Genomic DNA, 26,295 nt, shown 5'->3' on the forward strand with positions numbered 1-26,295 from the left:
AGAATGAAAAGCGAAAGCATTCGCCCGATAACGGCGGAATATGAAGAATATCTTCGGGATGAATCACGAACGATCGGCCGGGCCGAAACCATCTCTTTCCCGAAGACAAAGGCTGAGATCGCCGAGATCTTGAAACAGATGAACAGGCAGGGCATCTGCGTTACGATTCAGGGTTCGCGAACGGGGCTTGCCGCCGCCGCTGTGCCGAACGGCGGCCATGTGATGAACCTTTCGCGCATGGATCATGTGACGGCATGCCGTTTTGATGAAAAAGACGGGCATTTTTATTTTACCGTTGAGCCGGGCGTTCTGCTTTCCGAACTGCGAAAAATGATCCATCAGAAACGGTTCGATACCGAAGGGTGGTCTGAGGCATCGATGAAGGATTATGTTGCTTTTTGCCGCGCGGAGGAGCAGTTTTTCACACCCGATCCAACGGAAGCTTCGGCTTCCATCGGCGGGATGACGAACTGCAACGCCTCGGGCGCGCGGTCGTTCCATTATGGTTCCGTTCGCGCCTATATCAGCGGGATCGAGATTGTTTTGATGGATGGCGACAGCATTTCGATCCGCCGCGGGGAACATTTTGCGCAGGGAAGAAAGGGCGTTCTGCAAACCGATTCGGGCAGGATGATTGAAATTCCCATCCCGACTTATGAAATGCCGAAAACAAAAAATGCTTCGGGGTATTACGCGGCCGAGGGAATGGATCTGATCGATCTGTTCATCGGCGCGGATGGAACACTGGGCGTGATTTCAGCCATTGAAATTCAGCTTTTGCCGCTGCCGCAGATCATCTGGGGCGTTACGGCGTTTTTCGATGAGGAAGGCAAAGCATTGCGGTATGTAAGACTGTTAAGGGGCGAAACATTGGAAGAATGCCCGAAGCAATATCATGTTTCCGCCATTTCGGCAGAATTCTTCAACGGCGATGCGCTGGAAATTTTGCGGCAGCAGAAAAAAACAAACAGCGCTTTCGCCCAGATCCATGACATTCCGCCCGAATATCAAACGGCCATCTATGTGGAACTGCATGGCGAGCAAGAGCAGGAAGTGACGGGGCGGCTGCTGGAGCTGGGTGAGATGATCGAAGCCGTGGGCGGCGATGCGGCGGATACCTGGGTGGCAAAAAGCCAGACCGATCTCGATCGCCTGATGTTTTTCCGCCACGCGATTCCCGAATGTGTGAATATGCTCATCGACCGCCGCAAAAAGAAAGACCCCTCCATCACCAAGCTGGGAACAGACATGGCGGTTCCCGACACGGCGCTGGAAGAGATCGCGCAGATGTATCGCCGGATGCTGCACCAGCGGGGGCTGCAATCGGCTATCTGGGGCCATGTGGGCAACAATCATCTTCATGTGAATATCCTGCCGAATGACGCCCGCGAATATGCGGAAGGCAAAGCGCTTTATCGCGAATGGGCCAGAATCATCTCTGAAAAAGGCGGCGCGGTTTCGGCCGAACACGGTGTTGGCAAGATCAAAGCGGAATTTTTAAAGGTCATGTATGGCGAAGAAGCCATCGGCCAGATGCGCAGGCTCAAAAAAGCGTTCGATCCGCGCTATCTGCTCAATGTGGGCAATATGTTTTCAAAGGAGGAAGCAGCGCAATGAAAATGATCGTTTGCATCAAGCAGGTGCCTTCCAGCAATGAAGTGAAGCTTGATCCCATCACGAAAACAATTCTGCGCGACGGCCGTCAATCGGTTATCAACCCCTTTGATACTTATGCGCTGGAAGAGGCGGTGAGAATCAAAGAAAAGCTGGGCGGCAGCATCTGCGCTTTAAGCATGGGCATCCCCGCCGTGGAACGCATTCTGCGCGACGCCATCGCCTGCGGGGCGGATGAAGGGGTTCTGCTCAGCGACCGGGCCTTTGCCGGGGCAGATACGCTGGCCACTTCTTATGCGTTATCGCTGGGCGTTCACAAAATCGGGGAATACCGGCTGATCCTTTGCGGCAAAATGGCCATTGACGGCGATACGGCGCAAATTGGGCCGGAACTTGCCCAGCAGCTGCAGATCCCGCATATTGTGGATGTCACCGAAATCATTGAAATCGATGAAAGACACATCGTTTGCAGAAAAGCCACAGATTGCGGAAGCCAGATGGTGGAAATGGAGCTGCCCGGGCTGATCACGGTTGCAAAAGATATCAATATGCCGCGGCTGGCTTCGATCAAAGGAGTTCGCAAAAGCCTTAGCGCGCCGCTTTCTGTCTACACGGCTCAGCAGGTGGGCGGCGATGTGGGGCGGCTGGGTTTGCAGGGTTCCCCCACGCAGGTGGTGAAAACCTATACACCGCAAAAAACAAGAGAATGCGTTTTTTGGCCCGGGGAAACAAAAGAGCAAACACAGAAGATGATATCTTTGCTGAAAAAAGAAAAATTGCTGGCGGAGGAGAGAGCATAATATGGCCGGAATGAAAGTCATTTCTGAAAAATGCGTTGGCTGCGGCTTATGCATCAAAAGCTGCCCGCAAAGCGCGATCAAGCTGGTGGATGGAAAAGCGGTGATCGGCGAAGACTGCATCGCCTGCGGCATTTGCCGGGATACCTGTCGGTTGGGCGCCATTGAGAGAGAAAGCAAAAAAGCTTCTTTATCTTTGGGCGAATATCACGGCATTATGGTGGCGGCAGAAACACAACAGGGGAAAATTGCCGATGTTACCCTGGAATTAATGTGTAAAGCGAAAGAACTTGCAAATAACTTAAAATGCAGCATTTTTTCCATTTTAATCGGCCAAAACATGAAAGACGCGGCAAAACAGCTGATCGCCTATGGCGCAGAAAAGGTCTTGCTCTATGAACAGCCTGACGCGGCGGAAGGGGATGACGAGCTGCATGCTTTGGTGGTGACACAGGCCATCGAAGCATATCGTCCGGAGATCGTTTTATATGGGGCCACAGAGTTTGGGCGGAGCATTGCGCCGCGGGTCGCGGCGGCGCTGCATACCGGATTGACGGCAGATTGCACAGTGCTTGAGATCGACCCCGAAACAAAGCTGCTGCAGCAGACCCGCCCCGCCTTTGGCGGCAATCTGATGGCCACCATCATCTGCCCCGGAACGAGACCGCAAATGGCCACGGTTCGGCCCGGTGTGATGAAAAAGGGGCTGCCCGACGGGCAGGCACGGGGGCAGGTCGTTCCGTTGAAGCCCGCGGCGTTTTCGCGCAAAACGAAGATCCTGCAGCGCTTGACAGCCGAAAAAAGCGCAGGCATCGGCGACGCCCAGATCATCGTTGCGGTGGGAAAAGGCATCGGTTCGCGCAAAAATATCAAACTGGCGCAAAGGGCGGCCGAACTTCTGGGCGGGGCGGTGGCGGCAACCCGCCCGCTGATCGATGCCGGCTGGGCCGAATATCCCATTCAGGTGGGGCAGACGGGCAAAACCGTGGCGCCGAAGCTTTATTTGGCCTGCGGCATTTCGGGGGCGATCCAGCATCTGGCGGGCATGAGCGGTTCCGAACGGATCATCGCCGTCAATACCGATCCCGACGCGCCGATTTTTAAAACGGCGCATTATGGCATTTGCGGTGATTGCGTCGGCTTTTTGAAAGAACTGATCGCGCAGCTGGAACGGGAACAGCCGCAGACGAAATAGAAAAAAGAACCCATGCGCGGCAAAATGCGCATGGGTTCCCTTGTTTCGGCAGAAAAGGCTTGTTTATTGGGGCTGAGAGGCGGCCTCCATATAGCCTTCCAGAAGTTCGCACACTTTCAGAACGCAGGCAAGACAGCGGGTTTCTGCTGTGTGATATTGCGGCTTCAGCTGGCGGCAGAGTTCACTGCCCATCTTCTCCTGCACTTCCGTCACAAAGGCCTTGATCGTTTGGCGCATCGGCAGATTTTCGTGGGCATAAACGCCGTAATCGCCGATTTTCAAAGCCAAAGCGGCGGCTCCGCCTGCCACGGCGCCGCAGACACTTCCGCAGCAGACCCCGCCGCTGAAAGCGCCGATCAGCTTGAAGCTTTCTTCGGTGGCGCCCAGATGATAAACTTCATTGGCGGCCAGAAAAACGGCTTCTGAACAGCTGCGGTTCAAATCGATATAATAGTGTTTTGCTGCCTCTTTCAACATAAGATCGACCCCTCAATTTTAATTTTAACATTCTTGCAATCTGCGATGAGGTATGTTACCCTTTATAAGGCACTTAACTATCTCTCGCAAAAATATTATAACGCAGAAGTGAGGAAAAAGAAATGAGTATTTATGAAGCGATCATGCTGATTTGTTTCGGCGCGGCATGGCCTACAAACATCATGACTTCCTTGAAGAACAAAAGCACAAAAGGCAAAAGCTTAGGGTTTTTGGTGATCATTGAAATCGGCTATGTGGCCGGTATCATCAATAAACTGGTTTACAGCCGCGATATCGTTTTGATTTTATATATCATCAACTTTGTGATGGTGGCCATCGACCTGACACTTTATTATATTTATTGGAGAAGAGAGCAGAAAGCCGCGAAATAAGAAAGGAACGGTGCCGACATGAAAGAACTTATCGATCAGATCGATTCTATTTTTGCGCTATGGCAAAAGGGGGAATGCCCCGGCGGCCAGGTCACGGTGAAAAAGGGCGGAAAAGTGATCTATGATCGCTGTTTCGGATATGCCAATTTAGAGCATGGCATACCCATCCATGAAACGACACGGTTTCATGTGGCTTCGGTTTCCAAACAGGTCACCGTGCTTTCGGCTTTGTTGCTTTGCGAAGACGGAAAGCTGAAACTCGATGAAGATATCCGCGCTTATGTGCCCGACCTGATCCATTTTGAAGAACCGGTGACTGTGCGCGATTTGATGAACAATGTCAGCGGCATTCGCGACCAATGGGAACTGCTGATGCTGCGCGGGGTGCGCATCGATGATACCATCACCATGGAAGATCTGAAAACGGCGATCTCCATGCAGCGCGCGTTGAATTTTGAACCGAAAAGCGAATACCTTTACAGCAATTCAAATTTCACGCTTCTTGCCGAAATGGTGGAACGCCTGAGCGGCAAAAGCCTGAATGAATTCGCAACAGAGCGAATCTTTAAACCGCTGGGCATGGATCATACCTGCGTGAAAGAACATTTTTCGCAGATCATCCCCGAAAAAGCCTATTCTTATGATGATAACGGCGAAGGCAAGTTTTGCTATCATGTGATCAACTTTGCCGCCTATGGCGCGACTTCGCTGCATACCACCAGCCATGATCTGATCCGCCTGCTGGATCATTACCGAAACCCCTCGGTCTGCAGCAAAGAAACGGTGGCGCTGATGAAGACCACACCTGTTCTGGCGGATGGCAGCAAAAGCATCTATGGCGGCGGGCTGATGGTTGGCAGCTATAAAGGGCATTCATATTTTGAACATGGCGGTGTGGATGCGGCTTACCGCGCCCATGTGATGTGTTTCGATCAGGATGATCTGGAAATCGCCATTGTCTGCAACACACAAAACACGATTCCCGGCGTGGCCGCCCGCAAAATCGCCGATCTTGTGCTTCAGCTGCCCGAAACGGCGTCAGCCGCCGAAAGCTTCAAAGAAGAAGCCGAAGAAGCCGAAAACGCGGCGGGCATTTATATGGCGGTGAGCCCCAGCCTGATTCGCGTAGTCATTACCTGCCGCGATGGGAACTTATATCTGGGCAGCGGCGCCCGCGCGCCCCGGCTGCATCAGATCAGCGGGAACTGCTGGCAGGTGGGGTATACGGCAGACCGTGTTTATCTGGGCAGGGAAAAAGCGGCGCTGCAGATGGGGCTGAACCTTTTTGCTTTAAGAAAGCTTTCTCAAGCCACTGAAAACGAAGAAAAGCTTTTGGAATATGAGGGCCGCTATGAAAGCGCGGAACTGGAAACCGCTTATGAGATTTTCGAAGAGGGCGGCTGCTTGTTTGCTTCCCATATCCGGCATGGGAAACAGCGCATTTATCCCTGCGGAAAAGATGCTTATCTGATGGATCTGGGAGAGGTCACTTCGATCCTGCGTTTTACCCGTGGTTCCGGCAATCAGGTGATCGGCTTGGTTCTGGACGGAGGCCGTGTAAGGCATATTGGCTTTACAAAGGCGGAATAGTAAAAATAAAGGAACAAGGTCTGCCGCGGCGGGCCTTGTTTTGGCGAAAAGGCGGTGCACCGCAAAAGGGGCGCTTGGAAAACAAGAGGAATGATATGGAACAGAAGCGTAAGGCGATCAACACCTATTGCGGGGTCGAGATGGATCCCTATGCGGCGCTGCCCGAACAGATCAAGCCCGAAGATATCGCCCATGCGCTTTCTTTGGTCTGCCGGGCAGGGGGACATTTGCGCCGGTTTTATTCTGTGGCGCAGCATAGCATCAATTGCTGGAAGGAAGCCGAGGCACAGGAATATTCCAAAAGAATTTGCCTGTTATGCCTGGTGCATGATGCTTCAGAAGCCTATATTGCCGATATCACGCGACCTGTGAAAGCGCGTCTGACGGAATATCTGGAACTGGAAGAACAGCTGCAGACGGTGATCTTAAAAGCCTGCGGATTGTGGCCGCTGGGTGAAGAAGAACGGCTTTGCTGCAAGCAGATCGATGACGCCATGCTCTGCGCGGAATTTGAAGCGCTTCACCCTTCGGGGCGGCTGTTTGAATCTTCGTTCACGATGAAAAACCAGCCGGAATTTTCGGAATGCTCCCCAAAAGAAGTGGAAAAAGAATGGCTTGACGCCTATGATATTTTAACAAAATAGCAGTGGAGGAAGAAAAATGGAACTTCAGCGTGCATGTCCTCAAACGATCTATCAAGTGTTGGAAGAACTGAACATCCCTTATAAAGCTTTGGAACATGAAGAAGCCGCCACCATGGAAGACTGCAAGGCCATCGGCGAGAAACTGGGCGCCGAATTTTGCAAGAACCTGTTTTTGGCAAACCGCCAGCAGACCGAGTTTTACCTTTTGCTCATCGGGGAAGATAAAAAATTCAGAACGGCCGAAGTTTCCAAAAAAATCGGGAAAGCGCGCCTGAGCTTTGGCAACGAAGAAAAACTTTATGAGCTGCTGGGCGTTCATCCGGGCTCTATTTCGCCCATGGGGCTGATTTTTGACCCACAGCACACGGTGCATCTGCTCATCGACCGCGATGTGGCCAAGCTGGATTCCTTCTGTGTGCATCCCTGCAAAAACACCGCCAGCGTTGCCATCGGCATGAAAGATTTTCAGGAAGTTTTTCTGCAGCATACCGGCCATATTCCCGAATATTTGGAAATTACGGGCGAAGTGGAATAATCGGGGCAAAGCTGTTGTAAAATAAAAAAGAGTTTGCTATAATCATGGCAAGAAAGGACGGTGCCCTTTATGAAATTGTTTGATTATGCCGACAGTTATTTGAAAAAATGCACATGGAAAGATTTGGCGCTGCTGAAATTCTGCCTTTGTGCGGTGGGGATCATCATTGGGATCTATCTGCCGAAGAAGAAAAAAATGCCGCTTTTGGTTGGCGCTGCCGCGGTGTTCACCGCGACTTACATTCCGCTGATGACCAAATTCATTTCTTTTTGTGTGAAAAAGCATCGTGAAGATGCGGAAATAGATGATTACGAAACAGAAGATGATTTTTCCATGGATGATTATGTTCTGTGATTTTTCTGTTTCATGACAAAATAAACACCATTCCCGCAAAACAGCTTATAAAAATATCCTTGCCCGTTAAACCGAAGCAAGGATATTTTTTATATCATTTTTGAAAGCGCGGGGAAGAACAGGCTCTATAGGCTTTGGATGGAATCATCCTGCTCGATCCATTCGCTGACGGGCACGACTTTTAATTCGCCCGCGCGGTTTCGCGTTACCACGGTGTCGATGCCGGCGTTGATGATCAGCCGGCGGCACATGGAGCAGGATTCCGGATAATCCAGCATTTCGCCCGTTTTCATATCGCGCCCGGCCAAATAAAGCGCAGCGCCGATCATGCTGCTGCGCGATGCCGAAATGATGGCATTTGCTTCGGCATGAACAGAGCGGCAAAGCTCATAGCGCTGGCCGGAAGGAATTTTAAGATGTTCACGCATGCAAAACCCCAGGTCATTGCAGTTTTTGCGGCCGCGCGGCGCGCCGGTGTAGCCGGTGGCCACGATTTCATCGTTGCGAACGATGATGGCGCCATAGTTGCGGCGCAGGCAGGTGCCGCGCTCTAACACACTTTCGGCGATATCGAGATAATAATTCTGTTTATCGATTCGTTCCATATCAAATCCCCCTGACCGATCTATTCTGTTTGGTTTAAAAGCCCGTTATAGATTTCAAGCCGCCGCTGGGCGCGCTGCGCCACCGCCCGATCGTGAGTGATCAACACAACAGTGCTGCCCCCGCGGTGAAGCTGCTCTAGGATGCCCATTGTTCGTTCACCCGAAGCGGGGTCAAGATTGCCCGTGGGTTCATCGGCGAGAATCAGTTCGGGATTCGGCACAATGGCCCGCGCAATGGCCACCCGCTGCTGCTGGCCGCCGGATAACTGGCAAGGGCGGTGATCGGCGCGGTCGCGCATATCCACGCTTTCCAAAGCTTCCAAAGCCAGCTGGCGGCGTTTTGCCGGCGGAACACCGCGAAAAGCCAGCGGCAGTTCCACATTTTCCAAAGCCGTCATCGATGAGATAAGGTGAAAGCTTTGAAAAATAAAGCCGATATGTTGGTTGCGCAGGAGCGCCAGTTCTTTTGGGCTTTTTCGGTTGACTTCCTGGCCGCAGAAAGAATATGTGCCTGTGGTGGGGCGGTCTAAACAGCCAAGAATGTTCATCAAAGTGCTTTTTCCGCTGCCGGAACGGCCCACGATCGCCACGAATTCCCCGCGTTCAATGGTTAAAGAAACCTCTTTCAGCGCATAAATATCATTTTCTTCGCCGGGATAGATTTTTGTGATGTTCTCAAGCTGAATCAAAATATCAAGATCCTTTCAAAAAAATAAAGGGTTTGATTTTTTTGAAACGGGTGAGATGCGGCCGCAAAATCCTGTTTTTATGATACGGATTCCACCCAACATTGTCAAACCTTTTCTTCATTTTTCCCCGCAGCGGGCGGAACATACAGCAGAAAAGAAAGGGAGCAATGTATACAGGTTTTTTTTACGCGAAAGTCTTGTTTTTTCAAAAAAGAAAAGAGTATAGTATTGGATATACAGAAAGAAAGGGAGAGATTTTGTGAACAGTAAAAAAATCACGAAACCCATAGAAATTTTGTTATTGACCTTCGCAACGGTGTTGATCGCCCTTGGGGTCTATTTTTTCAAATTCCCCAATCATTTTTCCTTTGGCGGCGTCACCGGCATGGCGGTCATCGCTTCAAAATTCCTTCCCATCACCGCCAGTGATTTCACTTTCGCGGCGAATATGGTTTTGCTGGTGGTCGGCTTTATTTTTCTGGGCAAAAGCTTTGGCGCCAAAACGGTATATACCAGCCTGCTGCTGTCTGTGCTGCTTTCGCTTTTTCAAAGAATTTTCCCCATGTCGGCCCCGCTGACCAATCAGCCTGTGTTGGAACTGGGGTTCGCCATTGCGCTGCCCGCCGTGGGCGCCGCGATCTTGTTTTTCCTCAATGCTTCCGGCGGCGGAACCGATGTGATCGCGATGATCTTGAAGAAATATTCGAATTTCAACATCGGCCAGGCGCTTTTTTACACCGATTTGGTGTTCGTTCTTCTCTCGGGCTTTGTGTTCGGCATCGAAACCCTGCTGTTCTCTTTTGCCGGTTTGATGATCAAAGCGCTGCTGATCGATAATGTGATCGCTTCGCTGAACCAGGTGAAATATTGCAATGTGGTATGCAGCGAAAAAGAGAAGATCTGCGATTATATCACCCATGAACTGAAAAGAAGCGCCACCAGCTGCGATGGCACAGGCGCTTATACCCACGACCCCAAAACCATTGTTTTCACGGCCCTCACTTCGGCCGAAGCGGCCAAACTGCGCCGCTATATCAAAGAGATTGAGCCGAAGGCCTTTATTATGATGTCAAATTCCAGCGAGATCTTCGGCAGAGGGTTCCGCCAGGAATAAAACGCCGAAAGGCAAATACAGTTCAAAAGCCCGCCGAGAGGAAATCTTTCCTTTTGGCGGGCTTTTTGCTCTTCAAGCTAAATCGTTTGGATTCGAAACGATCTTAAAAAGGCGGCGTCAGAAAAACAGAAGGCGTTCGGAAGCTTTATCATAACAAAGCGGCAGACATTTTATGCCTGCCGCAAAAACGCATCAGTCTGCCTCAAAAGGCAAAACGATCATTCCATATATTCAAAAAATGCATCGCGCGCATTGCGCACATGAAGCACCATGGCGGCTTCGGCGGTATCCAGATCGTGGGCGGTAATGGCATCTAAAATAGCGCGATGCTCCGCCGTGGAAGCAGCGGCGCGGCCGGATTTCACGGAATATTCGCGGGCTTTCTGGATGTAGTTATGAAACAGAGAGAGGATCTGTTTTAAAGGGCGGCTTCCGCAGGAATCGTAGATCAGTTCGTGAAAGCGGTTATCCAGCTGCCACACCTGAAGAAAATCTTCTTTGGTGACAAAGAATTCCTGAAGCTCCACCACCTGCTTGAGCATTTCCAGCTCGTCTTCATCGATGTTTTCGGCGGCGCCGCGGGTGGCAAGCCCTTCGATGCGCATACGAATATTATAGATATCATCGATATCTTTGCTGGTGACGCCCACCACCACAGCGCCTTTATTGGGCACGGTCTTCACCAGACCTTCCAGTTCCAGCTGCATCAGTGCTTCACGAACGGGAGTGCGGCTGACGCCCAGCTCGTTGGAAAGCTTCACTTCTGTCAGCGCATCGCCCGGCGCAAAAACGCCGTCTAAAATGGCTTTTTCGATTTCTTTATACACATGCTTTCTCAGCGGATTGCTGGAAAGAGAATTATCAAATTTTTTCATAAGATATCCTTTCTTTGAACGAAGAAGATCGAAAGGCCCCGCCGCAAAGACGGCCCGGAAAACGGGCGCGGGAAGGGGAGAAGGGGTCTTCGGAAAAGCGGATGGTTGTTTTTTTATTATACTGCAATTTCTAAAACGGCGCAAGACGAAAGAAAAGCAGAGGAATGCTGATGCGCATTCCTCTGCCATATAACATGAGTAAGCCTATAAGCCGGGTTCTGTTTCAGCAGCCATCTATCTGGGACACCTGTTGCCAGATGCCTCAAGCCACCTAACGAAAACGAGCCGGGCAAGCTCTGCGCCCGAAGGCGCTGTTTTCTGGCGGTGTTGCTTTGGATAGAGTTTACAGGATCTCGCAGTTACCTGAAAGATCGGTGGGCTCTTACCCCGCCTTTCCACCCTTACCGCAAAAGCGGCGGTATTTCTCTGTTGCACTTGTCCTGAAGTCACCTTCGGCGGATGTTATCCGCTATCCTGCCCTATAAAGCCCGGACTTTCCTCACATACGACCTTTCGATGCTGTATGCGCGGCTGCCCAGCTTGCTCACTTTGATAGTATAGTCGAAAAAAACGCCTATTGTCAATCATTATCGCGAAAAATTGAAGGAAATCCTTTTGAAAAGGCAAGAGGTTTAGATTGACAAAGACCGGATATTCGCTACAATAAGAAGAGCAGGGAAATAAAGGATTAAGAAAAAATTCCCAGTTTCGAGACAGGGAGGAATGTGCATGACAGCATTTGAACAATTCTTAGAGAAAATGAAAGGGAAACGGGTTGCCGTTTTGGGCATCGGCGTTTCCAACCGCCCGCTGATCTCGCTTTTGGTCAAGGCCGGCGCCGCGGTGACCGCCTGCGATAAAAAAAACGAAGAACAGCTTGGCGAGATCGCTTCTCAGCTCGCCGAGATGGGGGTCTCTCTGCGCCTTGGGCGCGGGTATCTTGAAAATTTAGATCAGGATTATATTTTTAAATCACCGGGCATTCGCCCCGATGTGCCCGAATTAGAGCAGGCTCGCCTGAAAGGAAGCATTGTGACTTCTGAGATGGAAGTCTTTTTTGATGTATGCCCCTGCACGATTCTGGCCGTGACAGGATCTGACGGAAAGACCACCACCACCACGCTGATCAATGAAATTCTGCACCGGGCCGGGAAGAAAACCTGGGTCGGCGGCAACATCGGCCAGCCGCTTTTAAGCATGACGGGCGAAATGACCCCGGCGGATTTCGCCGTGCTGGAGCTTTCTTCTTTTCAGCTGATGACTTTGAAAAAAAGCCCGCATGTGGCGGTGATCACCAATGTGACCCCCAACCATCTGGATATGCATAAATCGATGGAAGAATATGTGCAGGCCAAAGAAAACATCTTTATGGCTCAGCGCAAAAACGACCTGCTTATTTTGAACGCCGATAACAAGCTGACCGCCGGCATGACCAAAAAAGCAAAGGGCGCGCTGCAAACCTTTTCGCGCAAAGAACAGCCCGAAAACGGCGCGTTTTTTGATGGGCAAACCATTTTTCGCTGCAAAGGCGGGCGCATGACGCCGGTGATGGAAGCTTCCGAGATCCGTATCCCCGGCACGCATAATATTGAAAACTATATGGCGGCGATGTGCGCGGTTTCCGAATATGCCGATATGAAATATGTCAGGCAGACCGCCATGGAATTTGAAGGCGTGGAACACCGCATCGAATTCGTGCGTGAACTCAACGGCGTGAAATATTATAACGACGCCATTGCCACAAGCCCGGCCAGAGCCATCGCGGGGCTGCATTCTTTCGATCAGAAAGTGATCGCCATCGTTGGCGGTTATGATAAAAAGATCCCCTTTGATGAATATGGCGATGAAGCCTGCCGCAATGTCAAGCTGCTGATCTTAAACGGCGCAACGGCCCCCAAGATCCGCGCGGCGGTGGAACAATCGAAATATTACGAAAACTCCTCGATCCAGATGATCGAATGCGCCACTTTGCAGGAAGCGGTGAACGCGGCTTATCAATACGCCAAAAAAGGCGATATCGTGACCCTTTCGCCGGTATGTGCGTCGTTTGATGCTTACCCCAACTTCATGACGAAGGGCGAAGCTTATAAAAATATGGTGAATGCATTGAAATGAGGGATGAAAATGGAAATCGTTGAATCTATTTTGAAATTGACCAATGCTTACGGCGTTTCGGGCGATGAATTCGGCGTTGCCGAACTGGCGGCCGAGCTGCTGCGCCCGCTGGTCGATCGCGTGGAAATCGACAAGCTCGGCAATGTGACGGGCTATCGTTCCTGCGGAAAACCCGGCGCAAAAAAACTGATGCTGGATGCCCATTTGGATCAGATCGGGTTTCTGGTGACGGAAGTAACGGAAGAAGGTTTTTGCCGTTTCATCGGCATGGGCGTCGATCAGCGTATGCTGCCCGGCAGCGAACTGACCGTGTTGACAAAAGACGGGCCGCTTTTGGGCATCGTCACCAGCACACCGCCGCACCTGCAAAACCCCGGCGATCAGAAAAAATCGGTGCCTATCAGCGAAATGACTCTGGATTTGGGCATGAGCGGGGAAGAAGCGCGCAAAAAGGTGAAGGTGGGCGATTATATCGCCTTTGCGCAGGAATCCGTGCAGCTGCAAAACGATATCATCTGCGGCAAATCGATGGATGACCGCGCCTGCTTTGTTTGCATTTTGTATGCGCTGGAGCTGCTGAAAGAAAAACCGCTGGAAGTGGATCTGGTGGTCGTTGGCAGCACAAAAGAAGAAGTCGGCGGCCAGGGCGCCCGCGCCCGCGCTTATGTGGAACGCCCCGACTATGCCATCGCGGTGGATGTGACCCACGCCAAAACCGCAGACAGCACTTCGGCAGACCGCGTTTATGATTTGGGCGGCGGCCCGGTGATCGGTTTCGGCGCAAACAGCATCCCGCTGTTTGCCCGCAGATTGACGGAAGTGGCCCGCGCCAAGGAAATCCCCTATCAGGTGGAGGCCATCGCCTCCCACAGCGGCACAAACGCCTGGTCGATCCAGATCGTGGAAAGCGGCTGTGTTACCGCGGTGGTGTCGCTTCCGCTGAAATATATGCATTCCCCGGTGGAACTGCTGAAGCTTTCCGATGTGCGCGCCACCGGCCGTTTGCTGGCGGAATTCGTTGGCGGCTTTGGCGGCAGATTATAAGGGAGGGTGAAGCATGAAAGAACTTTTAAAAGAATTATGCCTGTGCAGCGGCGTTTCGGGCTATGAAGACGAGATCCGCGCCTGCATCGAGAAAAAAATCGAAGCTTATGCGGATGAAATGTATACCGACCCGCTGGGCAACCTGATGGTGTTCAAAAAGGGCGCGGCCCGCCGTAAAGAAAAAATGCTGGTTTGCGCCCATATGGATGAAGTGGGCTTTTTGATCCGCGATATCACGGCGGATGGCATGCTGCGCCTGGCATCGGTGGGCGGCATCGACCCGCGTATTCTGATCGGCAGAAAAATGGAAGTTGGCGCAAAGCGCGTGAAGGGCGTGATCTCGCTGAAGGCTATCCACCTGACAACGGCCGAAGAACGCAAGGTCGCCGCGTCGCTGGATTCCCTTTATATCGATATCGGCGTTTCCAGCAAAAAAGAGGCGGAACAGCTGACTTTTGTGGGCGATTATGCCACTTTCGACAGCCCCTTCAGAGAATTTGGCGATCAAAGGATCAAATGCAAAGCCATCGATGACCGCATCGGCTGCGCTGTAATGATCAAAATGATCGAAGAAGGTGTTCCTTATGATACATGGTTTGCCTTCACCGTTGGGGAAGAGATCGGCCTGCGCGGCGCGCTGACAGCCGCCGGCGCGGTGAAGCCCGATATTTCCCTTGTCATCGAAGGCACTACGGCGGGCGATATCCCCGGTGTTCCCGAACATCGCAGAGTGGTAAGCCAAGGCAAAGGCGCCGCCGTTTATCTGGCGGATAAAGCCACGATCTATAAAAGAGAGCTGGTGCGCTCCATCACCGAAAAAGCCACTCAGGCGGGCATCCGCTGGCAATATCGCGTGAGCATGACGGGCGGAAACGATTCCGGTTCGATCCATCTGACAGGGGATGGCGCGCTGGCGTTTGCCATTGCCGCGCCCTGCCGTTACATCCATTCGGCGTGCAATGTGCTGTATTATCCCGATGCGGAAGAAGTGCTTCGCCTGGCGAAGCTGTTTGTGAAGGAGGCAAAACTGGATGCTTGATCTGTTAGAAACTTTTAAAACCTTGCAGGCGGCGGGGATGCCTTCTGCTTTTGAGGCCCCCTGCGCCAAGGTGATCGCCCAATTGGCCAAGCCTTATTGCGATGAGATCACCATTGATAAGCTGGGCAATGTGATCGCCCATAAAAAAGGCCCCGGCAAAAAGATCATGATGCCCGCGCATATGGATACGATCGGCTTTTTGGTCACACATATCGAAGAAAAAGGCTTCGTTCGTTTTTGCAATATCGGCGGGTTCGCCCCTTATCGCCTGATCGGCGCCCGCGTTCGTTTTGAAAACGGCCGCCGGGGCTGCATCGCTTTAGAGAAGGAAAGCGACGCCGCGGCAAAGAAGCTCAGCGAAATCAAGATCACCGATCTTTATATCGATATCGGCGCTGACGGCGCGGAAAGCGCACCTGTTCAGGTGGGCGATGTTGCCGTTTATGACGGCGAACCCCGCGTTTTGGGCGAAGATCGTTTGGTTTCGCCTTATTGCGATGATCTGATCGCCTGCGCTGCGCTGCTGGTGGCCATGAGCGCCATTCAAAAAAGCGTCAATGACCTGTATTTCGTGTTCACGGTGCAGGAAGAAGTGGGGGTTCGCGGCGCGAAAACCGCGGCTTATGCCATTGAACCCGATTACGGCTTCTGCATGGATGTGACCGCCACGGGCGATATGCCGGGCGATGATTCCCATATGCAGGTGTTTTTGGGCAAAGGCCCCGCCATCAAAATCAAAGACAGCTCGCTGATCTGCAACCCGCAGGCCGTTCATGCGCTGCGCGCCGCTGCGGAAAGCTGCGGCATCGCCTATCAGAACGAAATTCTCACCGGCGGCGGAACAGACAGCTCTGCCATGCAGATTTCAAAAGCGGGCGTTCTTTCGGGATGCGTCAGCATTCCCTGCCGCTATATTCATTCCGCGGGGGAAATGGTCAGCTTACAGGATGTGCGGCAATGCGCCCGAGTGATCGAGGCCGTGGCGCAGATGGAATTATAAGAAAGGAGCATGAAGAATGCTTTCATTTATAGAAACCTTTCGCCAGCTTTTGGCCGCGGCTTCGCCTTCGGGTTATGAAGCCCCCTGCGGTGAAGTGATCGCGCGGCTGGCAGCGCCCTATTGTGATGAGATCACAACGGATGCTCTGGGCAATGTGATCGCCCACAAAAAGGGCAGCGGCATGAAGATCATGGTGCCCACCCATATGGATGTGATCGGGTTCATGGTGACCGGCGTCGATAAAGACGGGATGCTTTCTGTGACCAATGTGGGCGGCCACGCGCCCGCGCGCCTTGCCGGCAAAGCGGTGCGTTTCGCAAACGGCATCAAAGGCTTGCTCTGCGCCCGCCAGGATGCTTCGATGGGCGATCATACGCCCGCCGAATGCAAGATGCAGAATCTTTATATCGATATCGGTTCCACCGATGAAAAAGAAAGCCGCGCCAAGATCAGCGTGGGCGATATCGCGGTTTATGACGCCGGCGCCGAAGAACTGACAGACGGCAAACTGATGTCGCCTTATTGCGATAACCTTGCTTCCTGCGCTGTGTCGCTTTGCGCCATGAGCTGCCTTGAGAAAACCGATAACGACCTGTATTTTGTGTTCACCGTGCAGGAAGAGGTGGGGCTCAACGGCGCCAGAACGGCGGCCTTCGCCATCGAACCTCAGATGGGCATCTGTGTGGATCTGACCAAAACGGGCGATTGCCCCGCCAACGACACCATGGAAGTGGCGCTGGGCAAAGGCCCCGCCATCAAAATCAAAGATTCCTCGGTGATCTGTTCGCCTCAGGTGATCGCGCGCCTGGAAAAAGCGGCCGCGCAGCAGCAGATCTCTTGCCAGAGAGAAGTGCTGACGGGCGGGGGAACCGATACTTTCGCCATGCTCATTTCACGCTGCGGCGTGCCTTCGGGATGCATCAGCCTGCCGGGCAGATATATTCATTCCCAGAATGAAACGATCGCTGTAAAGGACGCGGAAGCGGCGGCAAAGCTGCTGGCTTGCGCGGTGGTGATGCAGTAAATGAGCGCATTCGAATTCAGCAATTTTTTATTGGAAAAAGCTTCGCTGGCAGAAGAAAAGATCCGCCCGTCTTTTGCGGCCATCGATGAAATCGCCGCGAAAAACACAGCCAAAGTACTGGAAGCTTTTGCGGAAAACCGCGTGAGCGACGCCTGCTTTGGCGGAACAACAGGGTATGGCTATGACGATCTGGGCCGCGAAAAGCTCGACGCCATCTATGCCCGCGTCTTCGGGGCGGAAGCGGCGCTGGTGCGATCATCTTTTGTCAACGGAACACATACCATCGCGTCGGCCATGTATGCAACGGTTTCCTGCGGCGATGTTTTTCTTTCGGCCACGGGCGATGTTTATGACACCTTGCAGACCGTTACGGGCCAGCGCGGCAAAGTGGGCGGAACTTTTGCGGATTACGGCATCGAATACCGGAAAGTCGAGCTGAAAAACGGTCTGCCGGATCTGGAACGCATCGCGGAAGCGGCGAAAGATCCGCGTGTGAAGGGCGTGTTCGTTCAGCGCTCAAAGGGTTATTCCGACAGAGAAACTTTATCCTGCCGGCAGATCGGCGAAGTATGCCGCGCGGTAAAAACGGTGAATCCGCAGGCGGCCGTTGTGGTGGATAACTGTTACGGCGAGTTTTGCGAGCTGACGGAACCCACCCAGCATGGCGCCGATCTGATCGCGGGTTCGCTGATCAAAAACCCGGGCGGCGGTCTTGCGCCGGCGGGCGGATATATCGCTGGGAGAGCCGATCTGGTGGAACGGGCGGCCTGCCGCCTTACGGTGCCGGGCATCGGCGGCGAATGCGGCGCGACCCTTGGGGTGAACCGTCAGCTGTATCAGGGCTTCTTCATGGCGCCTCACACCGTGGCGCAGGCTGTGAAAACAGCGGTGTTCTGCGCGGCGCTTCTGGAAGAACTGGGCTATCGTGTTTCGCCTGCCAGCAGCGAGCTTCGCCATGATATCATCCAAACCATTCAGTTCGGCCGGCCCGAACCTCTTTTGGCGTTTTGCCGCGGCATTCAGGCCGGCGCGCCGGTGGATGCTTTCGCGACGCCCGAGCCTTGGGATATGCCGGGGTATGACTGCCCGGTGGTGATGGCGGCGGGGGCGTTCATCCAGGGCGCTTCCATCGAGTTATCCTGCGATGCGCCCATGCGTCAGCCTTATACCGCCTATATGCAGGGCGGCCTGACTTATGAATCGGGGAAACTGGGCGTGATGGCCGGTGCGGCAAAAATTTTAGAACTGAAACAGGCATAAAAAAGATCGGAAAAATTCTTTCAGCCGCTTCCTGCAAAGGAAGCGGCTGTTTTATGCCCCCGCCGAAAGCATAAAGTTCACATTTTTTGATTGTTTTCAATGGGGGAACATGGTAAAATATAATGCAGTATATCTTTCGGGGCTTTTGCCTGCGCGATCTTCAGCAGGCGCGGGAAACCGCAGAGCGGGCCGAAAGATATCGGAAAGCAGGAAAGGCGGGCGGCTTTGTGATAATATTGGGGATCGACCCCGGCTATGCCATCGTGGGGTATGGAGCCATCGAATATGACAAGGGCCGTTTTCGCGTTCTCGGTTATGGCGCGATCACCACGGCGGCGGGGGAACCTTTGCCGCAGCGGCTGAAAGTGATCTATGACGATATGAAAACGCTTTTAGAGCATTTCAAACCCGATGCGGTCAGCGTGGAAGAACTGTTTTTTAACACGAATGTCACAACCGGCATCGCTGTGGGCCATGCGCGCGGCGTGATTTTGCTTTCCTTGGCCGAAGGCGGTTATCCCTTTTTTGAATATACGCCCCTTCAGGTGAAGCAGGCGGTGGTGGGATATGGCAGGGCCGAAAAAAAACAGGTGATGGAAATGACGAAAACCATGCTGGGGCTGAAAAAGATCCCGCGGCCCGATGATGCGGCGGATGCGCTGGCCATCGCGGTTTGCCATGCCCACACGGCGTCATCTTTATTAAACACATAAGAGGAAAGATATGTTTTATTATATCAAAGGAACCGTAGCACATGTGGAACCCGGAATGGTCGTATTGGATGCAGGCGGGGTGGGATATGCCATCAGCACATCCTATACTTCGGCTTCTTCCGTCAAAAAAGGCGACCAGGCCCAGTTTTTCACCTATCTGCATGTCAGAGAGGATATCTTTGAGATTTTCGGCTTTGCAACACAGGAAGAACTCAATTGTTTCAAAATGCTCATCGGCATTTCCGGGGTGGGGCCCAAGGCGGCTCTGGCCATTCTTTCGGCCATTTCGCCATCCAAGCTGGCGCTTTCCGTGATTTCCGGCGATGAAAAGGCGCTCACCGCCGCCCAGGGCGTTGGCAAAAAGCTGGCGCAGCGCATTATTTTGGAACTGAAAGATAAATTGGCGAAAACCGAACTTGCCGCGTCTTCCGAAGCAGCTTTACCCGAAGAGATGCTCGCGCCCGGCGGCAACGCCACAGCCGAAGCGATCTCTGCGCTGATGGTGCTGGGCTATTCGCGCGCCGAAGCGGCACAGGCCTTGAAAGGCATCGAAACCGAAGGGCTTCCGGTGGAAGAACTGATTCGTCTTTGCTTGAAAAAGCTGATGTGATAGAAGGTAAGAAATGGCGATTGAATTTTCAAAAGATTTTGGTGAGGAAGAAGAACGCGTGGTTTCTTCCAGCCTGACAAAAGAAGATGACGGCGAAGGCGGGCTGCGCCCGCGCCGCCTGGAAGAATATATCGGCCAAAAAAAGGCCAAAGAAAATCTAAAAGTATATATCGAAGCCGCAAGACAGAGAAACGAAGCGCTGGATCATGTGTTGTTATATGGCCCTCCGGGGCTTGGAAAAACCACCCTGGCGGGCATCATCGCAAACGAAATGGATGTGAATCTGCGCATCACTTCGGGGCCGGCCATCGAAAAGGCGGGGGATCTGGCAGCGCTGCTGACGAACCTGAATGAAAACGATGTGCTGTTCATCGATGAGATCCACCGCCTCAACCGCAGCGTGGAAGAAGTGCTTTACCCGGCCATGGAAGACTATGCGCTGGATATCATTATCGGCAAGGGCCCTGCGGCCCGCTCGATCCGTTTGGATCTGCCGAAATTCACCCTGATCGGCGCCACCACAAGGGCAGGCCAGCTGACTTCGCCTTTGCGTGATCGTTTCGGCGTGATGCTGCGCCTTGAAATGTACAGCGCGCAGGAACTGATGCAGATCGTGCAGCGCAGCGCGGGAATTCTAGAAGTGGAGATGCAGCCGGAAGGCGCGCTGGAGATCGCCGCCCGCAGCCGCGGAACACCGCGTATCGCAAACCGCCTGCTTAAGCGCGTGCGTGATTTCGCCCAGGTCAGAGGAACGGGCGTTATCACCAGAGAAATGGCGGATGTGGCGCTGACAGCCATGGAGATCGACCATCTGGGGCTGGATTCCATCGACCGCCGCATGCTGGAAAGCATCATCTATCATTTCAACGGCGGGCCGGTGGGGCTTGATACCCTGGCGGCCACCATCGGTGAAGAAGCGGTCACCCTGGAGGATGTTTATGAACCCTATCTGATGCAGATCGGTTTTCTGACAAGAACGCCCCGCGGCCGCTGCGTGACAAAAAATGCTTACGACCATTTAAAAATTCCGTTTTGCGGGGAAGATTCTCAACAGATCACTTTTTGATCTCCGCGTTTTGGGTCTAATTCAAACACTTTCAAGATAAGATAGGATAAGGTGAAATTGATATGGGAAAATATTTTGGAACCGACGGCATCCGCGGCGTTGCCAATGAAGAGCTGGATGCACAGCTGGCCTATCAGGCGGGGTTTGCCGCCGCAACGGTTTTAACCAAAGCCGCAAAACACCGGGCGAAGATCTTTATCGGCAAAGATACCCGTATTTCCGGCGATATGCTGGAAGCGGCGCTGGCCGCGGGCATCTGCTCTGCCGGCGCGGATGTGGCGCTGCTTGGCGTGATCCCAACCCCGGCAGTGGCTTATTTAACGGTGAAACACGGCGCGGATGCGGGAATCGTGATCTCTGCTTCTCACAATCCGTTTGAACATAACGGCATCAAGATCTTTGGCGCCAACGGCTGTAAGCTGAGCGATGAACTGGAAGCGCAGGTGGAAGCGCTGATCGACGACCCTTCCGGCGAAAAACCCGCTTCTCATGAAAATATCGGCAAAATTATGCCCATGGCCGAAACTGCCTGTGAAGAATATGCTTCCCATATCGCGCAGGCGGTTCCTTCACTGAGCGGCCTGAAAGTGGCGGTGGATTGCGCCAACGGCGCTTCTTCTCATACCGCTGAATTGATTTTCAAAAAACTGGGCGTGGAATATGACGCTATTTTTAACCGGCCCGATGGCGTGAATATCAACACGGGCTGCGGTTCCACACATCTGGATGCTTTATGCAAAAAAGTCAGCGAAGGGAAATATGATCTGGGCATCGCTTTTGACGGCGACGCCGACAGATGCCTTTTGGTGGATGAAAACGGCAAGCTGATCGACGGCGATAAAATCATGGCCATTGTGGCAAACCATTTGAAAGAGAACGGAAGGCTGCAGGGCGGCGTTGTGGTGACCGTGATGTCGAATCTGGGCTTGCATTCCTATCTGCGCCAGCATGGCATCCCGGTGAAAACCACCAAGGTGGGCGACCGCTTCGTGCTGGAAGAGATGCTGCGCAGCGGCTGGAACCTGGGCGGTGAACAATCGGGCCATGTGATTTTGACCGATCACGCCACCACAGGCGATGGCGAACTGACCGCCGTCACCTTTATGGAGCTGCTGAAAAACAGCGGCAAAAAGGCTTCGCAGCTGGCGGGCGAGATCGAGCATTATCCTCAGGTGATGATCAATGTGCCTGTGCCCAATGCCCAGAAAAAAACGGTGGCGCAGCTGCCCGAAGTGAAAGCGGTGGGCGATGAGATCGCCGAAAAATTCGGGCAGGACGGCAGAATTTTGATTCGTCCTTCGGGCACGGAAGCGCTGGTTCGCGTGATGGTGGAAGGCAAGGAAGAAGCCGTTGTGCGCCAGATGGCGGAAAAAGCCGCGGCGGTCATCCAAAGCCTTTATCAGAAATAAAAACGAAAGATCAAAGGGTGCATCCCCTTCAAACGGGATGCACCGGCCTTGAAAGGGGTGATGCCGCGGGCGGAAAAGCAAACGATCCAGTGAAATCGAAAGCGCCGGGACTGTTTGAAGCAGTTGACGAGGAGAGGGAGTATCGAAAGATTCGGCGGATGCCCTCTGCGCATTGACGCACTGCCATAGGAGCAAAGTGACAAAAACGCGAGTGATCGCCGGGACAAAAACTTTGCAAGCGTCAATTTAATTTTGGAGGATATTTTATTATGTGTGGAATCGTTGGATATGTTGGCAAAGAGCAGGCTGTGCCTGTTTTACTGCAAGGCCTTTATAAATTGGAATATCGCGGATATGATTCGGCAGGTATTGCCGTCATTGGCAATGATTGTTTGAAACTGGTCAAAACAAAGGGCCGCATCAAAAATCTGGATGATAAGATCGCGCAGCAGGGCGGCATGGAATCTACCTGCGGCATCGGTCACACCAGGTGGGCGACCCACGGCTGCCCTTCGGATATCAACGCCCATCCCCACCTGAGCAAAAGCGGCCGTGTGGCTATCGTACATAACGGCATCATCGAAAACTATCTTGATATCAAGCAAATGCTGCAAAGCAAGGGCTATGAGATGAAATCTCAGACCGATACCGAAGTGGTGGCGCATCTTTTTGAAATGAACAACCACGGCGACCTGCTGCAGGCGCTGCTGGATACGGTGAAAGAAGTTCGCGGCTCTTATGCGCTGGGCATCGTTTCGGCCGATCATCCTCAGCAGATCCTTTGCACAAAGCGCGATAACCCGTTGATCATCGGTGTTGGCGAAGGCGAAAATATGATTGCATCCGATATTCCCGCCATTATTGCCAAAACAAAAAGATATATCGTTCTGGGCGATAACGAAATCGCAAAGCTCACCCCGGAAGGCGTGACGGTCTATAATGCTTACGGTCAGAAGATCGAGAAAGAGATCCAAACCGTGGATTGGGATATTTCTTCGGCCGAAAAGGGCGGTTATGAGCATTTCATGATCAAAGAGATCATGGAGCAGCCCAAGGCCATCCGTGATACCGTTTCGCCGCGCATCGATAAATTATTGCCGAATCTGGAAGAATCCGGCCTGACCGATGATATTTTCCGCAATATCCGCAACATCCATATCGTTGGCTGCGGTTCGGCGCTGCATACCGGGCTTGTGGGCCGCGAAGTGATCGAGCGCTTTGCGCGCGTTCCCGTGGTGGCGACCATCGCTTCCGAATTCAGATATCGCCAGCCCATCATCGGGCCCGAGGATCTCTGCATCGCCATCAGCCAATCGGGCGAAACCGCAGATACCCTTGCCGCCATGCGCGAAGCAAAAAAACACGGCGCAAAGACCATTGCCGTGGTCAATGTGGTTTCCAGCACAGCCGCCCGTGAAGCAGACAGCGTGTTATACACCTGGGCCGGCCCCGAAATCGCGGTGGCTACCACAAAAGCCTATTCCGCCCAGCTTTCCGCTTTATATCTGATCGCCGTAAAAGCCGGCCTTGCCCGCGGAACTCTGACGGTGGAACAGGCCAACCACTATTGCGAGCAGATTTTGGCTTTGCCCGATTTGGTGAAAGAAGCTTTAGGAACCCAGAAAGAGATCCAATATCTCGCTTCAAAGTTTTCCAATAAGCAAAGCGCGTTCTTCCTGGGCCGCGGCATCGATTTTGCCGCCGCACAAGAGGCCTCTTTGAAACTGAAAGAAATTTCTTATATCCACAGTGAGGCTTATGCCGCGGGCGAATTGAAACACGGCACGATCTCTCTGATCGAAGAGGGAACACTGGTGGTGGCGCTGGCAACCGACCCTGTGTTATATGAAAAAACTTTATCCAACATCAAATCGGTGAAGGCGCGCGGCGCGAGTGTGATTTTGATCACCGATGAAGAAATCGCGCCCGACCCCGAGATCTGCGATTATGTGGTGAAGATCCCCGAATGCGACCCGTTCTTCTCGGCGTCGCTGTCGATCATCCCCATGCAGTTCCTGTCTTATTACATGGGCATCTATCGCGGCTGCGATATCGATAAACCCAGAAATCTTGCAAAATCGGTAACAGTGGAATAAACGAAGCTTATCAGCGGGGCCGGCGGCAGTTTTATATTGCCGCCGGCCTTTTCATCGCCACCGGAAACAAAAAAATCTAAAATAATGGTGATAATATAAGAAAAATCCGAAAAAGTTTTGGATTCCTCTTGAAATATTGTAAATTCTACATATAATATGAAGTATAACGATCTGCTTTACATGAAAGAGGAGAACTATGGACGAAATTGATGTAAAAATTTTAAGATGTCTTAAAAAGAACGCCAGAGAAAATGCTTCGGTGATCAGCGAAAAAGTCAGTATGTCGGTTTCAGCCGTGATCGAGCGCATCCGCAAACTGGAAAATTCGGGAATGATCCGCCAGCATACCACCATCATCGACCAGGCAAAAGCGGGAAAAGATGTTACATCTTTCATTTCGGTAAGCCTGGAACACCCCAAATATATCGAATGCTTTACGGCTTTTGTCAAAGAAAACAAAGAAATTTTAGAATGCCATTACATCACGGGCGATTTTGATTTTCTGCTGAAGATCGTGACAAATTCCACCCAAACCCTGGAACATGTTTTAAATCAGATCAAAAGCGTTGCCGGCGTGAAAATGACGAAAACCCTGGTGATTTTATCGACCATCAAAAACGAATATTCGGTGGACCCCGAAGAAATTTTGAAATAATTCGTTCCGCGCCCTTTCTGTGAGAAGCAGAATCCAATATTTTACTTTAGTATGTTAGTAAAAAAACAGATGGGTTTATTTGATAATTTTGTATAAAATTTATAAATAACTTGACAATGCTTGCATAAATAGTTTATACTGAGCTTGTGCACAGAAAGATGTGCATCATAGTACGGTGAGGTTTTATAGGATGGCACAAAATTCCGGCTTTGAGTATTCAAGGGAAATCGAGGATTCTCTGGCCAGAGAATATGTCAAGCTCGTTCGCTCCTGCATCCGCCCTTTTTTTCTGACGGGCGGCGATTATGATGATCTTGAGCAAGAGGGAATGATCGGCTTGTTAAAGGCCATTCGAGGGTATGACCCCGCCAAATCAGATTCTTTTGAGGCATATGCGGTGCTTTGCATCCGCAGGCAGATTTATGATGCTGTCAAAAAGAGTCAGCGCAAAGATGGGCATCTCACTGTGATCTCTGCGTCGGAAGATCAGGTTTCCGACAGAGTATCAAATATCAAAGTGCAGCAAGATCCTGAAACAGAAGTGTTAGCCAAAGAATCTGCTCTTGAAATTCAATCGGCGCTATCTGGGTTGCTTTCTGCGTTTGAAACCTCCGTTCTGAGATATTATCTGGAAGGCTATACAACTTCACAGATTGCTCAAATGTTGAAGAAAGAAAATAAATCTGTGGATAATGCCATCCAGCGCATCAGAAGGAAGCTGGCAAAATATTTAGCCAATGGGCGATAGCAGGGAAGGTCCCTGTTCGCATATATCATCCAACCCAGATCATGGGAAGAAAAAGAGAGGTAACACAAATGTTCCAGGACAAAACACTCGTTTGCAAAGAATGCGGCAATGAATTTGTATTCACCGCTGGCGAACAGGAATTCTATGCAGAACGCGGCTTCCAGAATGAGCCCCAGCGTTGCAAAGCTTGCCGCGATGCAAGAAAGAATGCAGCCAGAGGCCCCAGAGAATACTTCACAGCTACTTGCGCTGCTTGCGGCAAAGAAGCGAAGGTTCCTTTCGAACCCAAAACCGACAGACCCGTTTATTGCAGCGAATGCTTTGCAAAGATGAAGGAACAGGGCTAATTCCCTGATTCTCATCAACGATCATATGTCGATCAACCGAATCCGCTTATGCGGATTCGGTTTTTTAATGTTTTTAATGCCTTGAAAGCCTAACATAAAAGCAATCTGCGGGCCGGTTAAAATATCAAAGAAATGTTGCTCTTATCTTGCAAAAAGCAAAGCGAATAGGGTATAATGATAAAACATGAAACGATGTTTTGACAAACTGTTTCAGTCAGGGTAGCATCCGTTTGTTTTTTGCTTTTCAGGCCAGATATAAAACGGTCTATCCGCCAACAGAACGGAGGT

At 51.9% G+C, this 26,295-nt stretch carries 27 protein-coding genes and 1 other RNA gene; 23 read left to right on the plus strand and 5 right to left on the minus strand.

Annotated features, from left to right (window positions below):
* The first annotated feature begins 3 nt into the window (after positions 1–3).
* Genes ACJA3I_RS06750 through ACJA3I_RS06760 form a run of 3 tightly spaced genes read left to right on the plus strand, consistent with a single transcriptional unit; the run spans position 4 to position 3,606 of the window.
* Positions 4–1,617: an FAD-binding oxidoreductase gene (locus ACJA3I_RS06750; RefSeq protein WP_458861845.1), complete on the plus strand. Its 1,614-nt coding sequence runs from the start codon at positions 4–6 to the stop codon at positions 1,615–1,617.
* Positions 1,614–2,414, plus strand: a complete 801-nt coding sequence (locus tag ACJA3I_RS06755; protein WP_458861846.1) for an electron transfer flavoprotein subunit beta/FixA family protein — start codon at positions 1,614–1,616, stop codon at positions 2,412–2,414. The genes ACJA3I_RS06750 and ACJA3I_RS06755 overlap by 4 nt, the downstream gene beginning before the upstream one ends.
* Before the next feature lies 1 nt (position 2,415).
* Entirely contained in the window at positions 2,416–3,606 is a 1,191-nt protein-coding gene (locus ACJA3I_RS06760; RefSeq protein ID WP_458861847.1) for an FAD-binding protein, read from the plus strand.
* Between the two features lie 63 nt (positions 3,607–3,669).
* On the opposite strand, the gene ACJA3I_RS06765 is transcribed toward ACJA3I_RS06760, so the two are convergent.
* Positions 3,670–4,083 (minus strand): C-GCAxxG-C-C family (seleno)protein, encoded by a 414-nt coding sequence (locus tag ACJA3I_RS06765; protein WP_458861848.1) that lies wholly within the window; start codon positions 4,081–4,083, stop codon positions 3,670–3,672.
* 122 nt (positions 4,084–4,205) lie between these two features.
* Between ACJA3I_RS06765 and ACJA3I_RS06770 the strand changes: the two genes are divergently transcribed.
* From ACJA3I_RS06770 to ACJA3I_RS06790, 5 genes are all read left to right on the plus strand, one after another.
* Complete coding sequence (locus ACJA3I_RS06770) at positions 4,206–4,475, plus strand: hypothetical protein (RefSeq protein ID WP_458861849.1); 270 nt, start codon at positions 4,206–4,208, stop codon at positions 4,473–4,475.
* A gap of 18 nt (positions 4,476–4,493) precedes the next feature.
* A complete protein-coding gene (locus ACJA3I_RS06775) occupies positions 4,494–6,065 on the plus strand; it encodes a serine hydrolase domain-containing protein (RefSeq protein ID WP_458861850.1) in 1,572 nt (523 codons plus the stop codon).
* Positions 6,066–6,160: 95 nt separating this feature from the next.
* Positions 6,161–6,709, plus strand: a complete 549-nt coding sequence (locus tag ACJA3I_RS06780) for a phosphohydrolase (RefSeq protein WP_458861851.1) — start codon at positions 6,161–6,163, stop codon at positions 6,707–6,709.
* A gap of 16 nt (positions 6,710–6,725) precedes the next feature.
* On the plus strand, positions 6,726–7,244 hold the full coding sequence (locus ACJA3I_RS06785; RefSeq protein WP_458861852.1) for a prolyl-tRNA synthetase associated domain-containing protein: 519 nt from the start codon (positions 6,726–6,728) through the stop codon (positions 7,242–7,244).
* Between the two features lie 69 nt (positions 7,245–7,313).
* Entirely contained in the window at positions 7,314–7,598 is a 285-nt protein-coding gene (locus ACJA3I_RS06790; RefSeq protein WP_458861853.1) for a permease of phosphate ABC transporter, read from the plus strand.
* Between the two features lie 125 nt (positions 7,599–7,723).
* On the opposite strand, the gene ACJA3I_RS06795 is transcribed toward ACJA3I_RS06790, so the two are convergent.
* Positions 7,724–8,203 (minus strand): deoxycytidylate deaminase, encoded by a 480-nt coding sequence (locus ACJA3I_RS06795; RefSeq protein WP_458861854.1) that lies wholly within the window; start codon positions 8,201–8,203, stop codon positions 7,724–7,726.
* Between the two features lie 20 nt (positions 8,204–8,223).
* A complete protein-coding gene (locus ACJA3I_RS06800) occupies positions 8,224–8,892 on the minus strand; it encodes an ABC transporter ATP-binding protein (protein ID WP_458861855.1) in 669 nt (222 codons plus the stop codon).
* Between the two features lie 259 nt (positions 8,893–9,151).
* On the opposite strand from ACJA3I_RS06800, the gene ACJA3I_RS06805 reads away from it, so the two are divergent.
* Positions 9,152–10,006 carry a YitT family protein gene (locus tag ACJA3I_RS06805; RefSeq protein ID WP_458861856.1) on the plus strand — a complete coding sequence of 285 codons (855 nt, stop codon included), beginning with the start codon at positions 9,152–9,154 and terminating at the stop codon, positions 10,004–10,006.
* Positions 10,007–10,224: 218 nt separating this feature from the next.
* On the opposite strand, the gene ACJA3I_RS06810 is transcribed toward ACJA3I_RS06805, so the two are convergent.
* Complete coding sequence (locus tag ACJA3I_RS06810) at positions 10,225–10,881, minus strand: GntR family transcriptional regulator (protein WP_458861857.1); 657 nt, start codon at positions 10,879–10,881, stop codon at positions 10,225–10,227.
* A gap of 191 nt (positions 10,882–11,072) precedes the next feature.
* Positions 11,073–11,428, minus strand: an RNA gene (rnpB, locus tag ACJA3I_RS06815) — RNase P RNA component class A.
* A gap of 182 nt (positions 11,429–11,610) precedes the next feature.
* Between rnpB and murD the strand changes: the two genes are divergently transcribed.
* From murD to ACJA3I_RS06885, 14 genes are all read left to right on the plus strand, one after another.
* Positions 11,611–12,996, plus strand: a complete 1,386-nt coding sequence (gene murD / locus ACJA3I_RS06820) for a UDP-N-acetylmuramoyl-L-alanine--D-glutamate ligase (RefSeq protein ID WP_458861858.1) — start codon at positions 11,611–11,613, stop codon at positions 12,994–12,996.
* A 9-nt stretch (positions 12,997–13,005) separates the two neighbouring features.
* Entirely contained in the window at positions 13,006–14,040 is a 1,035-nt protein-coding gene (locus ACJA3I_RS06825; RefSeq protein ID WP_458861859.1) for a zinc-binding metallopeptidase family protein, read from the plus strand.
* A 13-nt stretch (positions 14,041–14,053) separates the two neighbouring features.
* Positions 14,054–15,079, plus strand: a complete 1,026-nt coding sequence (locus ACJA3I_RS06830) for a M42 family metallopeptidase (protein ID WP_458861860.1) — start codon at positions 14,054–14,056, stop codon at positions 15,077–15,079.
* Positions 15,072–16,079, plus strand: a complete 1,008-nt coding sequence (locus tag ACJA3I_RS06835; protein ID WP_458861861.1) for a M20/M25/M40 family metallo-hydrolase — start codon at positions 15,072–15,074, stop codon at positions 16,077–16,079. Before ACJA3I_RS06830 ends, ACJA3I_RS06835 begins: the two co-directional genes overlap by 8 nt.
* A 16-nt stretch (positions 16,080–16,095) precedes the next feature.
* Positions 16,096–17,103, plus strand: coding sequence for a M20/M25/M40 family metallo-hydrolase (locus ACJA3I_RS06840; RefSeq protein ID WP_458861862.1), 1,008 nt, complete (start codon positions 16,096–16,098; stop codon positions 17,101–17,103).
* Complete coding sequence (locus tag ACJA3I_RS06845) at positions 17,104–18,363, plus strand: methionine gamma-lyase family protein (RefSeq protein ID WP_458861863.1); 1,260 nt, start codon at positions 17,104–17,106, stop codon at positions 18,361–18,363.
* Between the two features lie 227 nt (positions 18,364–18,590).
* On the plus strand, positions 18,591–19,076 hold the full coding sequence (ruvC, locus tag ACJA3I_RS06850; RefSeq protein WP_458861864.1) for a crossover junction endodeoxyribonuclease RuvC: 486 nt from the start codon (positions 18,591–18,593) through the stop codon (positions 19,074–19,076).
* A gap of 10 nt (positions 19,077–19,086) precedes the next feature.
* Positions 19,087–19,686 (plus strand): Holliday junction branch migration protein RuvA, encoded by a 600-nt coding sequence (gene ruvA / locus ACJA3I_RS06855; RefSeq protein WP_458861865.1) that lies wholly within the window; start codon positions 19,087–19,089, stop codon positions 19,684–19,686.
* 13 nt (positions 19,687–19,699) lie between these two features.
* Positions 19,700–20,752: a Holliday junction branch migration DNA helicase RuvB gene (ruvB, locus tag ACJA3I_RS06860; RefSeq protein WP_458861866.1), complete on the plus strand. Its 1,053-nt coding sequence runs from the start codon at positions 19,700–19,702 to the stop codon at positions 20,750–20,752.
* 62 nt (positions 20,753–20,814) lie between these two features.
* Positions 20,815–22,161: a phosphoglucosamine mutase gene (glmM, locus tag ACJA3I_RS06865; protein WP_458861867.1), complete on the plus strand. Its 1,347-nt coding sequence runs from the start codon at positions 20,815–20,817 to the stop codon at positions 22,159–22,161.
* Positions 22,162–22,430: 269 nt separating this feature from the next.
* Entirely contained in the window at positions 22,431–24,257 is a 1,827-nt protein-coding gene (gene glmS, locus ACJA3I_RS06870) for a glutamine--fructose-6-phosphate transaminase (isomerizing) (RefSeq protein WP_458861868.1), read from the plus strand.
* A 196-nt stretch (positions 24,258–24,453) separates the two neighbouring features.
* On the plus strand, positions 24,454–24,912 hold the full coding sequence (locus ACJA3I_RS06875) for an Lrp/AsnC family transcriptional regulator (RefSeq protein ID WP_458861869.1): 459 nt from the start codon (positions 24,454–24,456) through the stop codon (positions 24,910–24,912).
* A 190-nt stretch (positions 24,913–25,102) separates the two neighbouring features.
* Positions 25,103–25,660: a sigma-70 family RNA polymerase sigma factor gene (locus ACJA3I_RS06880; protein WP_458861870.1), complete on the plus strand. Its 558-nt coding sequence runs from the start codon at positions 25,103–25,105 to the stop codon at positions 25,658–25,660.
* Between the two features lie 68 nt (positions 25,661–25,728).
* Positions 25,729–26,007 (plus strand): zinc-ribbon domain containing protein, encoded by a 279-nt coding sequence (locus ACJA3I_RS06885; protein ID WP_458861871.1) that lies wholly within the window; start codon positions 25,729–25,731, stop codon positions 26,005–26,007.
* Positions 26,008–26,295: the final 288 nt, after the last annotated feature.

It is taken from the genome of Acidaminobacterium chupaoyuni (assembly GCF_047936785.1).
Classification (GTDB): Bacteria; Bacillota; Clostridia; order Oscillospirales; family Butyricicoccaceae; genus Acidaminobacterium; species Acidaminobacterium chupaoyuni.

Bases quoted from the DNA above. Each gene is read 5' to 3' on its own strand.
- ACJA3I_RS06770 (WP_458861849.1), top strand. From the start codon at position 4,206: ATGAGTATTTATGAAGCGATCATGCTGATTTGTTTCGGCGCGGCATGG.
- ACJA3I_RS06760 (WP_458861847.1), top strand. From the start codon at position 2,416: ATGGCCGGAATGAAAGTCATTTCTGAAAAATGCGTTGGCTGCGGCTTA.
- ACJA3I_RS06845 (WP_458861863.1), top strand. From the start codon at position 17,104: ATGAGCGCATTCGAATTCAGCAATTTTTTATTGGAAAAAGCTTCGCTG.
- ACJA3I_RS06835 (WP_458861861.1), top strand. From the start codon at position 15,072: ATGCTTGATCTGTTAGAAACTTTTAAAACCTTGCAGGCGGCGGGGATG.
- ACJA3I_RS06775 (WP_458861850.1), top strand. From the start codon at position 4,494: ATGAAAGAACTTATCGATCAGATCGATTCTATTTTTGCGCTATGGCAA.
- ACJA3I_RS06755 (WP_458861846.1), top strand. From the start codon at position 1,614: ATGAAAATGATCGTTTGCATCAAGCAGGTGCCTTCCAGCAATGAAGTG.
- glmM (WP_458861867.1), top strand. From the start codon at position 20,815: ATGGGAAAATATTTTGGAACCGACGGCATCCGCGGCGTTGCCAATGAA.
- glmS (WP_458861868.1), top strand. From the start codon at position 22,431: ATGTGTGGAATCGTTGGATATGTTGGCAAAGAGCAGGCTGTGCCTGTT.
- ACJA3I_RS06875 (WP_458861869.1), top strand. From the start codon at position 24,454: ATGGACGAAATTGATGTAAAAATTTTAAGATGTCTTAAAAAGAACGCC.
- ACJA3I_RS06880 (WP_458861870.1), top strand. From the start codon at position 25,103: ATGGCACAAAATTCCGGCTTTGAGTATTCAAGGGAAATCGAGGATTCT.
- ACJA3I_RS06780 (WP_458861851.1), top strand. From the start codon at position 6,161: ATGGAACAGAAGCGTAAGGCGATCAACACCTATTGCGGGGTCGAGATG.
- ACJA3I_RS06750 (WP_458861845.1), top strand. From the start codon at position 4: ATGAAAAGCGAAAGCATTCGCCCGATAACGGCGGAATATGAAGAATAT.
- ACJA3I_RS06765 (WP_458861848.1), bottom strand. From the start codon at position 4,083: ATGTTGAAAGAGGCAGCAAAACACTATTATATCGATTTGAACCGCAGC.
- murD (WP_458861858.1), top strand. From the start codon at position 11,611: ATGACAGCATTTGAACAATTCTTAGAGAAAATGAAAGGGAAACGGGTT.
- ACJA3I_RS06885 (WP_458861871.1), top strand. From the start codon at position 25,729: ATGTTCCAGGACAAAACACTCGTTTGCAAAGAATGCGGCAATGAATTT.
- ACJA3I_RS06795 (WP_458861854.1), bottom strand. From the start codon at position 8,203: ATGGAACGAATCGATAAACAGAATTATTATCTCGATATCGCCGAAAGT.
- ACJA3I_RS06830 (WP_458861860.1), top strand. From the start codon at position 14,054: ATGAAAGAACTTTTAAAAGAATTATGCCTGTGCAGCGGCGTTTCGGGC.
- ACJA3I_RS06785 (WP_458861852.1), top strand. From the start codon at position 6,726: ATGGAACTTCAGCGTGCATGTCCTCAAACGATCTATCAAGTGTTGGAA.
- ruvB (WP_458861866.1), top strand. From the start codon at position 19,700: ATGGCGATTGAATTTTCAAAAGATTTTGGTGAGGAAGAAGAACGCGTG.
- ACJA3I_RS06825 (WP_458861859.1), top strand. From the start codon at position 13,006: ATGGAAATCGTTGAATCTATTTTGAAATTGACCAATGCTTACGGCGTT.
- ACJA3I_RS06790 (WP_458861853.1), top strand. From the start codon at position 7,314: ATGAAATTGTTTGATTATGCCGACAGTTATTTGAAAAAATGCACATGG.
- ruvA (WP_458861865.1), top strand. From the start codon at position 19,087: ATGTTTTATTATATCAAAGGAACCGTAGCACATGTGGAACCCGGAATG.
- ACJA3I_RS06840 (WP_458861862.1), top strand. From the start codon at position 16,096: ATGCTTTCATTTATAGAAACCTTTCGCCAGCTTTTGGCCGCGGCTTCG.
- ACJA3I_RS06810 (WP_458861857.1), bottom strand. From the start codon at position 10,881: ATGAAAAAATTTGATAATTCTCTTTCCAGCAATCCGCTGAGAAAGCAT.